Annotated in this window: 11 protein-coding genes and 1 tRNA gene; 8 read left to right on the forward strand and 4 right to left on the reverse strand. The window is 72.3% G+C overall.

Annotated features, from left to right (window positions below):
• Nucleotides 1-45: 45 nt before the first annotated feature.
• Entirely contained in the window at nt 46-2412 is a 2367-nt protein-coding gene (locus IE247_RS08235; protein ID WP_190122289.1) for an SUKH-4 family immunity protein, read from the reverse strand.
• Between the two features lie 7 nt (nt 2413-2419).
• On the reverse strand, nt 2420-3463 hold the full coding sequence (locus IE247_RS08240) for an SMI1/KNR4 family protein (RefSeq protein WP_190122290.1): 1044 nt from the start codon (nt 3461-3463) through the stop codon (nt 2420-2422).
• 239 nt (nt 3464-3702) lie between these two features.
• Here IE247_RS08240 and IE247_RS08245 point away from each other — a divergent pair, with 239 nt between their 5' ends.
• The gene (locus IE247_RS08245; RefSeq protein ID WP_190122291.1) at nt 3703-4224 is read left to right on the forward strand and encodes a YwqJ-related putative deaminase; all 522 of its coding nucleotides are present in this window, start codon (nt 3703-3705) and stop codon (nt 4222-4224) included.
• A 10-nt stretch (nt 4225-4234) separates the two neighbouring features.
• Nucleotides 4235-4729, forward strand: coding sequence for an SUKH-3 domain-containing protein (locus tag IE247_RS08250; protein WP_190122540.1), 495 nt, complete (start codon nt 4235-4237; stop codon nt 4727-4729).
• Between the two features lie 277 nt (nt 4730-5006).
• Here IE247_RS08250 and IE247_RS08255 read toward each other — a convergent pair whose 3' ends face one another.
• Nucleotides 5007-6326 carry a sensor histidine kinase gene (locus IE247_RS08255; protein ID WP_190122292.1) on the reverse strand — a complete coding sequence of 440 codons (1320 nt, stop codon included), beginning with the start codon at nt 6324-6326 and terminating at the stop codon, nt 5007-5009.
• 222 nt (nt 6327-6548) lie between these two features.
• Here IE247_RS08255 and IE247_RS08260 point away from each other — a divergent pair.
• The 6 genes from IE247_RS08260 to IE247_RS08285 all read left to right on the forward strand — a co-directional run bounded on the left by IE247_RS08260 (nt 6549) and on the right by IE247_RS08285 (nt 11304).
• A tRNA-Gln gene (locus IE247_RS08260) sits at nt 6549-6620 on the forward strand.
• Between the two features lie 110 nt (nt 6621-6730).
• The gene (glmU, locus tag IE247_RS08265; protein ID WP_190122293.1) at nt 6731-8176 is read left to right on the forward strand and encodes a bifunctional UDP-N-acetylglucosamine diphosphorylase/glucosamine-1-phosphate N-acetyltransferase GlmU; all 1446 of its coding nucleotides are present in this window, start codon (nt 6731-6733) and stop codon (nt 8174-8176) included.
• A 113-nt stretch (nt 8177-8289) separates the two neighbouring features.
• Complete coding sequence (locus IE247_RS08270; protein ID WP_190122294.1) at nt 8290-9267, forward strand: ribose-phosphate diphosphokinase; 978 nt, start codon at nt 8290-8292, stop codon at nt 9265-9267.
• Nucleotides 9268-9508: 241 nt separating this feature from the next.
• Entirely contained in the window at nt 9509-10096 is a 588-nt protein-coding gene (locus IE247_RS08275; RefSeq protein ID WP_190122295.1) for a 50S ribosomal protein L25/general stress protein Ctc, read from the forward strand.
• An 88-nt stretch (nt 10097-10184) separates the two neighbouring features.
• Nucleotides 10185-10784 carry an aminoacyl-tRNA hydrolase gene (pth, locus tag IE247_RS08280; RefSeq protein ID WP_190122296.1) on the forward strand — a complete coding sequence of 200 codons (600 nt, stop codon included), beginning with the start codon at nt 10185-10187 and terminating at the stop codon, nt 10782-10784.
• 64 nt (nt 10785-10848) lie between these two features.
• Nucleotides 10849-11304, forward strand: a complete 456-nt coding sequence (locus IE247_RS08285; RefSeq protein ID WP_190122297.1) for a hypothetical protein — start codon at nt 10849-10851, stop codon at nt 11302-11304.
• 101 nt (nt 11305-11405) lie between these two features.
• Here IE247_RS08285 and ppc read toward each other — a convergent pair whose 3' ends face one another.
• The gene (ppc, locus tag IE247_RS08290) at nt 11406-14135 is read right to left on the reverse strand and encodes a phosphoenolpyruvate carboxylase (protein WP_190122298.1); all 2730 of its coding nucleotides are present in this window, start codon (nt 14133-14135) and stop codon (nt 11406-11408) included.
• Nucleotides 14136-14187 lie beyond the last annotated feature (52 nt).

The raw sequence follows: 14187 nt of genomic DNA on the forward strand, positions 1-14187 counted from the left end.
CGGTGGACCGGACGCCCCGTGGCGTACCCGAGGCGGGGCGGCGGGCTACAGCAGGCCGTCCCACATCTGTTCCAGCAGCACCGACCACCAGTTGTCCGGCGAGGACAGCGCCGCCGGGTCCAGCGCCGCCAGCTGCGCCTGGAAGTCGACGGTCCAGCGGCCCGCCTGCTCGGGGTTGAGGCCGTAGCGGAACCGCCACATCCGGCCGAGCAGCGCCATGCAGCGCACAAACTCCGGCAGCCCGCTGTTCACGAACTGCGGCGGGGTGGGACGGCCGCCGGGAGCGGCCTCCACCGGCACCGCGACGATGTGCGCGGTCCCGTACTGCACACAGATGGCCCGGCCGAAGTCATTGCCCACGACCAGATACGAACCCGCGTCCATGGCGGCCTGAACCTGGCGCTGCGCCGCCAGCTCGGCCAGCGTCGGCACCACCGGATGGGCCGGCTGCGCCCAGAAGAAGGGGTTGAAGTCGGCGGGCAGCCCCGCCCACACCAGCGTCGCCGCGACGGTGTCCGGCACTCCCTGCCGGGACACGGCCCGCTGGTCGAACCGGAGGATGCCCTGCGGCCCGAACGCCGACACCAGCTCCTGCGCCACCGCCTGCGGCGGGACCGGCGGAGTCCGCTGGACCTGCGGCAGCGGCGCGCGCACCGGGGCGGGGCGCGCCGGGCCGTCGGCGACCTGATGCAATTCACCCTGGTGGGTGATGAGTTGACGCATGCCCTGTTGCCGGCTCGTGTGGTCCGTACCGTACGGGGCGATGCTGGTGATCCGCGCCTGGGGCCAGGTCTCGCCGATCATGCGGGCGCAGTAGCCGCCGGGCAGCAGACAGGACTCCAGTTCGGTGTGGAGTTCGAGCACCTGCTGCGGCGGCACGTTCAGCGCGCGCAGCTCGTGCAGGATCTGCCACTCGGGGTGCGGGGTACCGGGCGCGGATCTGCGGATGATCTGCGCCTCCGAGCCGTCGGGCGCGCGATAGCGCAGCACGGCCTGGTAGCCGGGGCCGACGGTCGGCACCCCGGGCTGCGGATAGCCGTACGAGGGGGGCATGCCGCCCTGCGGCGGCGGTACGGCTCCGGGCACCGGGCCCGGCGGGCCGGGGCGGGGCGGGATCACGGGTCCGCCGGGGCCGGGCCGGACGGGGTCGGAGAAGACCGTCGCCGCCTGGTGCACCCCGCCCGCGGGCGGCTGGGCCGGGGGCGAGGGCGGCGGCGGGGTCGGCGGGCCGGGCGGCCGGGCGGGCTCGGCGGGCAGCTGAGGGCTCAGCTGGGTCGGCTGGTATCCGGCGGCGGGCGCTCCGGAAGGCGGCGGGGTCGCCCCCGGGCGGACGGGGGGCGCGCCGGGCACACTCGGCGGCGGGCCGGGCGGCGGCGGGGTCGTCGGGCCGCCGCCGCGCCGGGGCCGCTGGGCCCTGCTGGTCGCTGCTTCGGCCGCCCCGCCGGGGGCGGTGCCGGGCACCGTCTCCCTGAGCGTCGGACGGACCGCCGTGGGCGGCAGTTGACTGCCGCCGGGCATCAGCGCGGTCGGGACGTCCGCGTCCACCGCCGCCTCACCGTCTCCCCGTCCGGGCACGGGCGGGGAGTACACGGTGTCGGGCAGGGGTACGGAGACGTCGTCCGCGCCCGCCTCGCTGGTGTCCGTCCAGGAGGTCTCCGTACCGGTACGGGGGGCTCCGCCGGGGGCCTCGGAGCCGTCGCCGCCCTTGGCCGGAGCCGGAACGGAACCCGAAGTCGCGGACGGGTCAGAGGTCTCGGGAACCTCGGAGGCATCGGGAACAGCCGCGTCGGGCGCTTTGGGCGCCTCGGGAACGGGCACACCCGCCGCCGGTGACGGCAGCTCGGCACCCGAGGAACCGGAATCGGAACCGGAACCGGACCCAGAACCGGAAGCGGCCGGCAGACCCGCCCCCAGGGAGTCGGACCAGGCCGAGTCGCCGCCGCGCGATCCGCCGCCCGCCTGGGAGGCGTTGCGCGTCGGCCCGGCCAGGGGCCAGTCGTCCTCCGGCGGCTCGGCCGCCGTCTTCCTCTTCCCGGAGCCGGGCCGGTTCGCCGCCTCCTGGAGCCACTCGGGCGGAGTCAGCAGGAACGACGTCTGGTTCTGGTCGATCCGCTGCGGCGGCTCGGCCGGGGCCGCACCCGCCGGGGCGACCGGAGCGCCGTACTCCTCCTCGTACCGCCTGATCACCTCGCCCACCGGCAGCCCGGGCCACAGCGAGGCCTCGCCGCTGTCCCGCGCTATCACCAGGCGCTGTTCACCGCCGTCCGAGCGGACGCCGCTCTCGCGGTCCTCCGCCCAGACGACGAAGCCGAGGCCGAACTCCCTCACCCGCACCTCGCGGTGCTGATAGGGGGGCACGTCGCCGTTGACCCACTCTTCCGCGCGCTCCTGCGCCTGCGCGAAGGTCACCATTGGAGCGTCACTCCTCGCCAGAGACCGGGACGGCGCGCGCGAAGCCGCCGTCCACCATCAGATTCGCCACGGTCTCCAGCTCCGGCGGATTGCCCGCCAGCCGCCGGAGGAAGCCGTCGAAGTCGTCGCCGCACGGCAGCAGCAGCTGATCCACGCGCTGCTGCACATGGAGACCGTCGCGGTCGCGCGCGTCGTCGTAGGCGCAGAACCAGACCGAGCCGATCGCCGCGCCCCGCGCCTTGACCGCCAGGATGCCGCCCTGGACGAACGCGACGCCCAGGTAGTCCTTGGTCAGATGGTCGCGCAGGCACTTGTTGACGTACACCAGGTCATTGACGGCCGCCTCGTCGCGGATCGTCAGGAACGGCTGGTCCACCAGCAGCCCCAGCTCCGCGTCGAGCGCCGCGCCGACGGGGGCGCAGCCGCCGGCCGCCTTGAGGAAGGAGCGGTACGCGCCGGGCAGCCGGTAGCCCAGCTCCTCCTCCGCGCCGAGCAGCTGCTGCTCGGTGACCGAGAGCGCGCCCTTGGGGAGCCCGAAGTGGACGGGCCGGACCTCCTGGAGCGGGCGGGTGCCGCGCTTGTCGTGGTCGACCTCGGTGGCGGCGAGGCCCGCGTGGTGCCGCAGCAGCGCCTTCACCTCGACCGGGACCAGTTCGAGCCGGCGGGTGCCGCGCACATGGTGCCAGGTCCAGCCGTGCGGGGTGGCGACGGCCGGGATGGTGTCCCACAGCTCGTGCCCGGCGGCGTGCAGCGCCGCGTTGGCCGACACATAGTCGGTGAGGCGCAGTTCGTCGACGCCGAAGCCGGCCGGGGGCTCGGCGATCTCGGCGGCGGCGCGGGCGTACGGTGAGAAGTCCGGGTGGCCGTCGGCGTCCACGCGGACGCCCCGGGGGTGGCGGGAGGCCCTCACCGGGTCCGGGAAGTGCACGGTCTGACCGGCGTAGGCCGCGTTGGGCGGTTTCACGGGTCCGTCCGGCGGTATGGGATGTCCCCCGGATCCCGGGGACCGGGGACCGGGAGGCGTCCCCAGGCCTTGCCGATCTGTCGTCATGGCGATCCGCCCCCTGCTGGCTACTGACTGTCCGGGACAGCCTAAGCGGTGGGGCGCCTGGGAGCGCGGGTCATGGGCCGCCCCCGGGCGGGCCCGGCCCGGCGGTCACCAACTGTCACAAACGGGTGACCGAACGCCGACGGCGCGACACGTTTCAGTGACCCAGCTACCGCACACTGCGTCGCATTTGGCACGCTGTTCATTCACTTCGGGGGAGTGCGGGGAGGGACAAAAGCACCATGCACACAGCGCAAGCAGGTACTCCGGCCACGACGGGTGATCCTCGTCTCAGCTGGAGGGGCGGCGAGGAGGCCGGTCCGCCCACGCTCAGCCACCGGCGGGACGGCATCCTGCCGGCGGTCGCGGCGGCGCTCTCCGTACGCGGCGAGACGCTCAAGTCGACCGCGGGGAAGGGTGACCGGGCGCCGGTGCTCCACCCTCTCGTACAGGACTTCCTGGACCGGCTCGGCAGCAGCCGGCGGGAGCGTTTCACCGGGCGGTGCCCGGAGGCGATCCTGCTGTCCCGCCATCTCACGGCGGCGGAGGCGGGCCGCTCCAAACGGGCACGGCGCAAGCCGCTGGCCCTCAGCGAGGCGAAGCGCGCGCTGCGGCAGTCGAAGCTGACGGCGCGCAGAATCCGTGAGGACGGTGACCCGCTGCACGGCAGTTACGCACCGCCCTGCCGTTCCTGTACGGCGATGCTCGACCACTTCGGGGTCCGCGCAGTGGACCCGGCCGCGACGGATCTCACGAATGGCTGAACCAGCAGCGATGCCCGAAAACCTCAGCACCACCCGGTTCCCGGTCGCCGTCGACGCGGCCCTCCAGGAGGCGGGGTGGCGGCCCGGCCGCTGGGACATCAAGCTCGCCGAGCACTGGGCCGACACCCTCCGCGCCTTCGAGTCGCCCGCCGGTCACCGGCACGCGGTCTTCCCGGCGGCGGTGGAGGCCTGGGCCGAGTTCGGGGGCTTGCGGATCGTCGCCCTGGGGCCGGGCCGGCAGACGGCTCCCCCGGTGGTGCGGGTGGATCCGCTGGCGGGGCTGCATCTGGCGAGGACGCTGGCGGATTTGGGGCGGGCGCTGGGGACGGAGGTGGCTCCGCTGGGGGTGGAGGGGGAGGATCAGGCCGTGTTGGCGATAGACGCCGAGGGGCGTGTCTACAGCATCGACCACACCGGCGACTGGTACCTCGGCCCCGACATCGACCACGCCCTCACCACCCTCGTCACGGGCCTCCAGCCCGCCCGGCTGACCACGGGGACCTGAGCCCCGGGAGGCCGGTTCCCAGCCGTTGGGGGCGCTCCCTCCGGCTTCGCCATAAGTGCCCACAGGCGAGGCTTGTTTTGACCAGGTCCCCAATTCCAGCCCCGCTGGGGGTACCTCCCGGCGAAGCCAGGGGGAGATTGAGGACGGACCCCGCGCCACAAGGACCCGCACCGGGCGGGGCCGTCAATTCAGGTCCCTTGCCGACCACAGGCCCTCGTCGGGGGCCAGCCCCCGAACCCCCGCGCCTCAATCGCCGGCGGGGCTGAATTGTCCCCCCCTACCCCGCGGGGAGCACCGCGGAGACGCGGAAGCCGCCGGTGTCGGTGGGGCCGGAGACGAAGACGCCGCCGAGGGCGAGGACGCGTTCGCGCATGCCGAGGAGGCCGTTGCCGCCGCTGGGGAGGGCGGGGGAGGTGGGGTCGGGTTGGCCGGGGGCGCAGTTTTCGACCTGCATGGCGACTTCGGCGTCGCGGTGGGCGAGGCGGATGGTGACTTTGGCTCCGGCGGCGTGTTTGTGGACGTTGGTGAGGGCTTCCTGGACGACGCGGTAGGCGGTCTGCTCGACCTCGGGGGCGTACTCGCGGGGGTCGCCCTGGACGGCCAGCTCGACGACCATGCCGGTCTGGCGGGACTGCCCGACGAGGTCCTCGACATCGGCTATGCAGGGCCCAGCCCCGCCGCCCGCGGCCCCGCCCCTGGCGGCGGCAGCGGCGGCGGCGGCGCCGACGGAGGCGAGCGGGACCGGCGCGCCGGTGCGGCGCTCGCCGTCGCCGGTGCGCAGGACGCCGAGCATCTCGCGGAGCTCGGTGAGGGCCTGGCGGCCCATGTCGCCGACGAGCGCGGCGTTCTTGACGGCCTTCTGGGGGTCCTTGGGGGCGACCGCCTGGAGCGCCGCCGCGTGGACGACCATGAGGCTCACCCGGTGGGCGACGACGTCGTGCATCTCGCGGGCGATACGGGTGCGCTCCTCGGTGCGCGCCCACTGGGCGCGCTGCTCGGCGCGGTCGGCGAGCAGGAGCAGCTCCTGCTCCAGGCTGTCGGCGCGCTCGCGCAGGCTTTCCATGAGCCGGCGGCGGGCGCCGATGTAGAGGCCGAAGAGGACGGACGGGAGGACGACGCCGACCGCGACGAAGCCGGCCATGAGCGGTACGTACCAGTCGCCGGGGTCGGCGAGGTCGGAGGCCCGGACGTCCTGGCCGACCCGGACGAAGCTCACGATGAAGGTGGCGGTGAGCGCCATCCCGGCGAGGGTGCCGATGATCCGGCGCGGTACGTCGGAGGCGGCGAGCGTGTAGAGGCCGACGAGGCCGAGGAGGTAGCCCATCTCGGCGGGTGTGACCGCCACCGAGACGAGGACGACGGCGACGGGCCAGCGTCGCCGCAGGACAAGGACGGACCCGGCGATGAGTCCGAACAGCACTCCGAGCGGGACGGGCGTCGCGGTCTCGTCCGCGAACCACGCGCCCTCGGCAGCGCACTCCAGGGCGGAGAGCAGCGCGAGTCCCACGTCCAGCGCGGCACTGCGTCGGCGTCCCCACCACAGCCAGCCCCGGGTGGTCGAACCCGTGGCCTCTCGGTATGCCCCCGTTGTGGTCATGCGTCTCAGCCTACGGGCGGACGCGAGTGGTTTTCCCGGTCGCCGCCCGCCCGCCGGAGCGGTGTCCCCGAGCAGTGTCCCGGGAAGGCCAGGGGAAGGCCATGGGAAGGCCGCGGGGAAAGAGCGTGGACAAGTACCGTCGCGAGAGAGGCGGGTGGTACGGCATAGTGTGGGTTGCTGGTCGGAGAGCCAGGTCACCACGACCGGCCCGTCGGCCCGCTGTCCCCCGTGGTGTAATCGGCAGCACAGTGGCTTTTGGTGCCATTTGTCCGGGTTCGAGTCCTGGCGGGGGAGCCCTCCCTCCTCGGCAGTCCTGCCCGGATGCCCGGCCCGCCCTTTATTTCCTCCGGTAAGCACCCCGGTATCCTTCGGATGTCCACCACCCGAAGCCGAAGGGCATTCCCGTGAGCGCCAACCGCCCGGCAGCCGTCGTCGTCCTCGCAGCGGGTGAGGGCACCCGTATGAAGTCGAGGACCCCCAAGGTTCTGCACGACATCTGCGGGCGTTCGCTCGTCGGCCATGTCGTGTCAGCCGCCCGTGAGCTGGACCCCCGGCATCTCGTCGTCGTCGTCGGGCACGCGGGCGAGAAGGTCACGGCCCATCTCGCCGAGCGCCACCCCGGGATCCGCACCGCCCACCAGGCCGAGCAGCGCGGCACCGGACACGCCGTCCGGACCGCTCTCACGGCGCTGGACGAGGATCTCTCGGGCACCGTCGTCGTCGTCTGCGGAGACACCCCGCTGCTCTCCGGCGACGCCCTCACCGCGCTCGCCGCCACCCATGACGCCGACGGCAACGCTGTCACCGTGCTGACCGCCGAGGTCCCCGACGCCACCGGCTACGGCCGGATCGTGCGGGACGGCGGCGGGGCCGTCACCGCGATCGTCGAGCACAAGGACGCCACCCCCGCGCAGCACGCCATCCGGGAGATCAACTCCGGGGTCTTCGCCTTCGACGGGGAGCTGCTCACCGAGGCCCTCGGCAAGGTGCGCACCGACAACAGCCAGGGCGAGGAGTACCTCACCGACGTCCTCGGGATACTGCGTGAGGCCGGTCACCGGGTCGGCGCGTCCGTGGCCATTGACCACCGTGAGATCCTGGGCATCAACAACCGCGTACAGCTGGCGGAGGCCCGCCGACTGCTCAACGAGCGACTCCTGGAGCAGGCCATGCTCGCCGGGGTCACCGTCGTCGACCCGGCGTCGGTCCTGATCGACGTCACCGTCACTTTCGAGCCCGATGCCATCGTCCACCCCGGCACCCAGCTCCTGGGCGCCACCCATCTCGGCGAAGGCGCCGAGGTCGGCCCCAACACCCGTCTGAAGGACACCACCGTGGGCGACGGCGCCCGCGTGGACAACTCGGTCGCCGAGTCCGCCGAAGTCGGCGACGGAGCCCTTGTCGGCCCGTACGCCTATCTCCGTCCCGGCACCCGCCTCGGCAGGAAGGCCAAGGCGGGGACCTATGTCGAGATGAAGAACGCCACGATCGGCGAGGGCTCCAAGGTCCCCCATCTGTCGTACGTGGGGGACGCGACGGTCGGCGATCACACGAACATCGGCGCGGCCAGCGTGTTCGTGAACTACGACGGAGAGGTCAAGCACCACACGGTGATCGGCTCCCACTGCCGGACCGGGGCGGACAACATGTTTGTGGCACCGGTCACGGTCGGGGACGGCGTCTACACCGCCGCGGGCTCCGTCATCACCAAGGACGTACCGGCCGGTTCACTCGCCGTGGCCCGGGGCCAGCAGCGGAATATCGAGGGCTGGGTCGCCCGGAAGCGGCCCGGCAGCGCCGCCGCGCAGGCCGCCGAAGCGGTATCCGAACGGGCCACCGGAGAGAACTGACCGGAAACAGGTATGCCGAACTCGGCGTACCGTGATACATGCACACAAATTCGGCTGGCTCGCGTCCCCATCACCCGCGCGGCCAGAGAAAACCCCTCTGAGGAGACAGTGCTGTGACCGGGATCAAGACGACCGGCGAGAAGAAGCTGATGCTCTTCTCCGGCCGCGCCCACCCCGAGCTGGCCGAGGAAGTCGCACATCAACTGGGCGTCACCCTGGTGCCGACCAAGGCCTTCGACTTCGCGAACGGCGAGATCTACGTCCGTTTCCAGGAGTCCGCCCGCGGCGCCGACTGCTTCCTGATGCAGAGCCACACGGCTCCCATCAATAAGTGGATCATGGAACAGCTGATCATGATCGACGCTCTGAAGCGGGCCTCCGCCCGGAGCATCACCGTGATCGTGCCGTTCTACGGGTACGCCCGCCAGGACAAGAAGCACCGCGGCCGCGAGCCCATCTCCGCCCGCCTCGTCGCCGATCTGATGAAGACGGCCGGCGCGGACCGGATCCTCACCGTGGACCTCCACACCGACCAGATCCAGGGCTTCTTCGACGGCCCGGTCGACCACCTCTTCGCGCTCCCGATCCTCGCGGACTACGTCGCCGCGAAGGTCGACCGGAGCAAGCTCACCGTCGTCTCCCCGGACGCCGGCCGGGTGCGCGTCGCCGACCGCTGGTGCGACCGTCTGGGCGCGCCGCTGGCCATCGTCCACAAGCGCCGGGACAAGGACGTCGCCAACCAGGTGACCGTCCACGAGGTCGTCGGCAATGTCGAGGGCCGGATCTGTGTCCTGGTCGACGACATGATCGACACCGGTGGCACCATCTGCGCCGCCGCCGACGCCCTCTTCGCCAACGGCGCGGAGGACGTGATCGTCACGGCCACCCACGGAGTCCTCTCCGGCCCGGCCGCCGACCGTCTGAAGAACTCGAAGGTCAGCGAGTTCGTCCTGACGAACACCCTGCCGACCCCGAGCGAGCTGGAGCTCGACAAGATCACGGTGCTCTCGATGGCCCCGACGATCGCCCGCGCCGTGCGCGAGGTCTTCGAGGACGGCTCGGTCACCAGCCTCTTCGACGAGCAGTTCTGATCCACGTACCGAAGGGCCGTGTCCCCCGCCCGGGGGCACGGCCCTTCGGGCTGTCCGGGGCCGCCGTCCGTGATCGATTGGGTGCGCGGGGGCGGGCCCGGCTAGACTGTCCGGGTTGCTCGGCGAGGGAGGTCGCACCCCAGGTGCGGCGGTCCGTTATCGACGCGCTCTTCGCAGCAGGCGTAGCAGGCCATTCGTGGCCGGGTGACCATCAGATCCGTCTGTTCTACGAGGAGTGCACATGTCCGAGGTAAAGCTCGCCGCAGAGGTCCGCAGCGATTTCGGCAAGGGCGCGTCCCGCCGTGTCCGCCGTGACAACAAGGTCCCCGGCGTTCTCTACGGCCACGGTGGCACCCCTGTCCACGTGATCCTGCCGGGCCACGAGCTGCTGCTCGCGCTCCGCACCCCGAACGTGCTGATCGCCCTGGACGTCGAGGGTCGCACCGAGCTGGCCATCCCGAAGGCCGTCCAGCGTGACGCCATCCGCGGCAGCCTGGTCCACGTCGACCTGCTGGTCGTCAAGCGCGGCGAGAAGGTCACCGTCGAGATCCCCGTCCACACCGAGGGCGAGCTGGCCCCGGGCAGCTTCCTCCTTGAGCACGTGCTGAACACGCTGCCGGTCGAGGCCGAGGCCACCCACATCCCCGAGGCCGTCACGGTCTCCATCGCGGGCCTTGAGGCCGGCGCGTCCATCCTCGCCAAGGACATCCCGCTGCCCGCGGGCTCCACCCTGGCCATCGACGAGGACGCCGTCGTCCTCCAGGTCCTGGCCGCCCAGGCCGAGGAGCCGGCCGCCGACTCCGAGGGCGCCGAGGGCTCCGAGGCCTGATCCTCGCCCGCTGGAACCTTCTCTTCGGCCGCCGCCCGACACCACACCGTGTCGGGCGGCGGTCGAGTGTCTGGATGGAGACGCTCCGATGACCACCCCCGACCCGAACGCCCCCTGGCTGATCGTGGGCCTCGGCAACCCCGGCCCCGACTACGCGGCGAACCGGCACAATGTCGGCTTCATGGTCGCCGACCTGCTCGCGGACCGCGTCGGCGGTACGTTCAAGCGCGCCCCGAAGGCCCAGGCCCAGGTGGTGGAGGCGCGGATCGGCCCGCCGGGACCGGCGAGCCGGCGGGTGGTGCTGGTGAAGCCCATGTCGTACATGAACCTCTCCGGCGGTCCCGTCACCGCGCTGCGGGACTTCTACAAGGTCCCCACCGCGAACATCGTGGCGGTCCACGACGAGCTGGACATCGACTACGGCACCCTGCGGCTGAAGCTCGGCGGCGGGGACAACGGGCACAACGGCCTCAAGTCGATGACCAAGTCGATGGGCCCCGACTACCACCGGGTGCGGTTCGGGATCGGCCGCCCGCCCGGCCGGATGCAGGTCGCGGATTTTGTACTGAAGGACTTCTCCTCGACCGAGCGCAAAGAGCTGGACTACTGCGTGGACCGCGCCGCCGACGCGGTGGAGGCCCTGATCTCCGAGGGCCTGGAGCGGGCCCAGGGCACGTACAACTCCTGACAACCGGGGCAAGTCCCCGCGACGGGTTGACCGGGCGCACCCCGATGCCCAAGGATCGCGCCCCATGAGTCGCATGCTCCTCCACAGTCGCCGCGCCGCCATGAGTCTGGTCGCGCTGCTGCTGCTGGTCGCCGGCGGCTGGGCCTCGTGGGGCACCGCCCAGCACGTCATGCTCGCCAAGGGCCGTGAGCACGGCACCATCACCGTCGACGGCTGCGGCGAACAGACCTGCTCGGGGCGGTTCGCCCCGGACTCCGCGGCCGCCTCCCGCCCCGGGCTGACCATCGACAAGTCGGTCGCCGTGAAGAAGGGCGCGAAGCTCTCCGTCGTGGTGAAACCCGGCACCGACGAGGTCGTACGCCGGGGCACCGGCGGGATCTTCCACGCCTGGCTGCCGCTGGGCGGCGCGCTGCTGCTCGCGGCGGTGATCATCGGCGGCGGGGTGGGGCTGCCGAGAGTCGCGTGGACCAGCGCCGGGATCGGCGGGGTGGTCCTGGTGGGCACCTTCGTCACCCTCTGAGCCCCGCGCCGAGCGCACCCCCGTACCCCCTGTACGCACCGCTGCCCGGCGCTCACACACTCGTGAGCGCCGGGCAGCGGCGGCAGGATCGCGCGTAAGGCTCAGCCGGTGTTGCGCAGACCGGCCGCGACACCGTTCACGGTCAGCAGCAGCGCCCTCGCCAGCAGCGGGTCCGGGCTCTCGCCGCGGGACGCCGCGCCGCGCTGGCGGGCCAGCAGCGAGACCTGGAGGTAGGAGATCGGGTCCAGATAGGCGTCCCGGATCGCGAACGTCTGCTGGAGCGCCGGGTTGGCCTCCAGCAGGGTCGCGCCGCCGGTGACCTTCAGGACCTCGCTCACCGTCAGCGCGTGCTCCGCCTCGATCGTGGCGAAGACGTGCTTCAGCTCCTCGGGGACGAGGGTGTCCACATAGTGCCGGGCGATCCGCAGATCCGTCTTCGCCAGCGTCATCTCTACATTGGCGATGAAGTTGCGGAAGAAGTGCCAGCGCTCGTGCATCTCCGAGAGCACCTCGCCGTGCCCGGCCTCCCGCAGCGCCTTGAGGCCCGAGCCGACCCCGTACCACCCCGGCACGATCTGCCGGGACTGGGTCCAGCCGAAGACCCACGGGATGGCCCGCAGGCCGTCGAGTCCCGCGCCGCTGTCCGGGCGGCGCGAGGGGCGCGAGCCCAGGTGCAGATCGGCGAGCTGGTCCACCGGGGTCGAGGCGAAGAAGTACGCCGGGAGGTCCGGGTCGTCCACCAGGGCCCGGTAGGCGGCGTGCGCCGCGTCCGAGACGGTGTCCATCGCCGCGTCCCAGCCCGCCAGCGCCTCCACCGACTGGCGGGGCGAGGTGTGCAGGGCCGAGGCCTGGAGCGTGGCGGCGACCGTCAGCTCCAGGTTCTCCCTGGCCAGCGAGGGGATCAGATACTTGTCGGAGATGACCTCGCCCTGCTCGGTCACCTTGATCTCGCCCTCCAGCGTGCCCCACGGCTGCGCCAGGATCGCGTCGTGCGAGGGGCCGCCGCCACGGCCGACCGTGCCGCCCCGGCCGTGGAAGAGCCGCAGCCGCACCCCGTGGCGGTGGGCCACGTCGCGCAGCCGGCGCTGCGCCCGGTGGATCTCCCACTGCGAGGTGGTGATGCCGCCGAACTTGGAGGAGTCCGAGTAGCCCAGCATGACCTCCTGGACATCGCCCCGGAGCGAGACGAGCCGGCGGTACGAGGGGTCCGCGAGCATTCCGTCGAGGATGACGTCCGCCGCGCGCAGCTCGTCGGTGGTCTCCAGGAGCGGCACGATGCCGATCTTGGCCCAGCCGGCGTGGAGGTCGATCAGTCCGGCCTCACGGGCGAGGACGGCGGCCGCGAAGACGTCGTCCGCGCCCTGGCACATCGAGATGATGTACGACTCGATGACCTCGGGGCCGAAGCGCTCGAAGGCCTCCTTGACGGTGAGGAAGACCCCGAGGGTCTTCTCTCCGGCCGCGTCCAGGGGCGCGGGGGACGGCGCGAGGGGGCGGCGCGAGCGCAGCTCCTTGGCGAGCAGCTTCTGCCGGTACTCGCGCGGCATGTCGGAGTAGCGCCAGGACTCCTCGCCGAGCCGGTCGAAGAGCTGGCCCAGCGCGTGGTGGTGGGCGTCCGCGTGCTCGCGGACGTCCATGGTGGCGAGCTGGAGGCCGAAGGCGGCGATGGTGCGGATGGTGCGGTCCATACGGCCGTCGGCGAGGAGGCCGCCCCGGTGCTCGCGCAGCGAGGTCTGGATCAGGGTGAGGTCGGCCAGCAGCTCGGCGGTGCCGAGGTAGTCGCGGCCGGGCTCGTGCGGGGTGTTGCGGGCGAGCCGCTCCCGGGTGTTGACCAGCTTCTGCTGGATGCAGGTGGCCTTGAGCCGGTAGGGCTCCTCGGCGTTGAGCCGCTTGTAGCGGGGGCTGATCTCGGGGAGCCGCTCCAGGTCGGTCTGGAGCGAGGTGAGCAGCTCCTCGGTGGCCCCGGTGTAGCGGATGGAGTTGGAGAGCTGTCCGCGCAGGGAGTCGATCTGCTCCAGCGCGTCGGTGATGCCGTGCTCGTGCTGGAGGATCAGCACCTCGCGGGTGACGGCGGGCGTGACGTTGGGGTTGCCGTCGCGGTCGCCGCCGATCCAGGTGCCGAAGGTCAGCGGGCGGGTGCCGGCGGGCAGTTCGACGCCGACGCGCTCCAGCTCGGCGGCGAGGTCCTCCAGGACGTCGCCGACCGCGCCCGCGTGCAGCTCGTCCAGGTAGTAGATCGCGTTGCGCGCCTCGTCGGCCGGTTCGGGCCGCACCACGCGCAGTTCGTCGGTCTGCCAGATGAGGTCGATGTTCTCGGCGAGCCGCAGGTCGTAGCGCCTGCGGTCGGCGGCGGCGGCCGGCGTGTCGAGCAGGGCGGCGATCCGGCGCAGCTTGTTGAGCACCGAGCGGCGGGCGGCCTCGGTGGGGTGGGCGGTGAAGACGGGCCGTACGTTGAGGTTCCGCACGGTCTCGCGCAGATGCTCGGGGTCGGCGTCCTTGAGCCGGTCGGCGGTGCGGGCGAGCAGGCTGCCCTCGGCGGCCCGGCGCTCGCGCATCTCATGGCCTCGGTGCACCTGCTCGGTGACGTTGGCGAGGTGGAAGTAGGTGGAGAACGCGCGCACCAGCTTGGCGGCGGTCTCCAGATCGGTGTCGCCGAGCAGCTGTGCTGCTGCCTCGCCGTCGCTGCGGGTGAGGGCGCGCACACGCTCGACGAGGTCGAGCAGTTCGGCGCCTTCCTGGCGGACGATGGTCTCGCCCAGGAGGTCGCCCAGTCGGCGGATGTCGGCCCGGAGTTCGGCGCTGGCCGTCGGGGTCTGGTCGGCACTGCTCACAGGTGCGGCTCCTTGCAGTGTTTGAGCACGTCTGGAGGGGTACTGGAGGCTG

Source organism: Streptomyces inusitatus, assembly GCF_014651115.1.
In the GTDB taxonomy this organism is placed as follows: Bacteria; Actinomycetota; Actinomycetes; order Streptomycetales; family Streptomycetaceae; genus Streptomyces; species Streptomyces amakusaensis.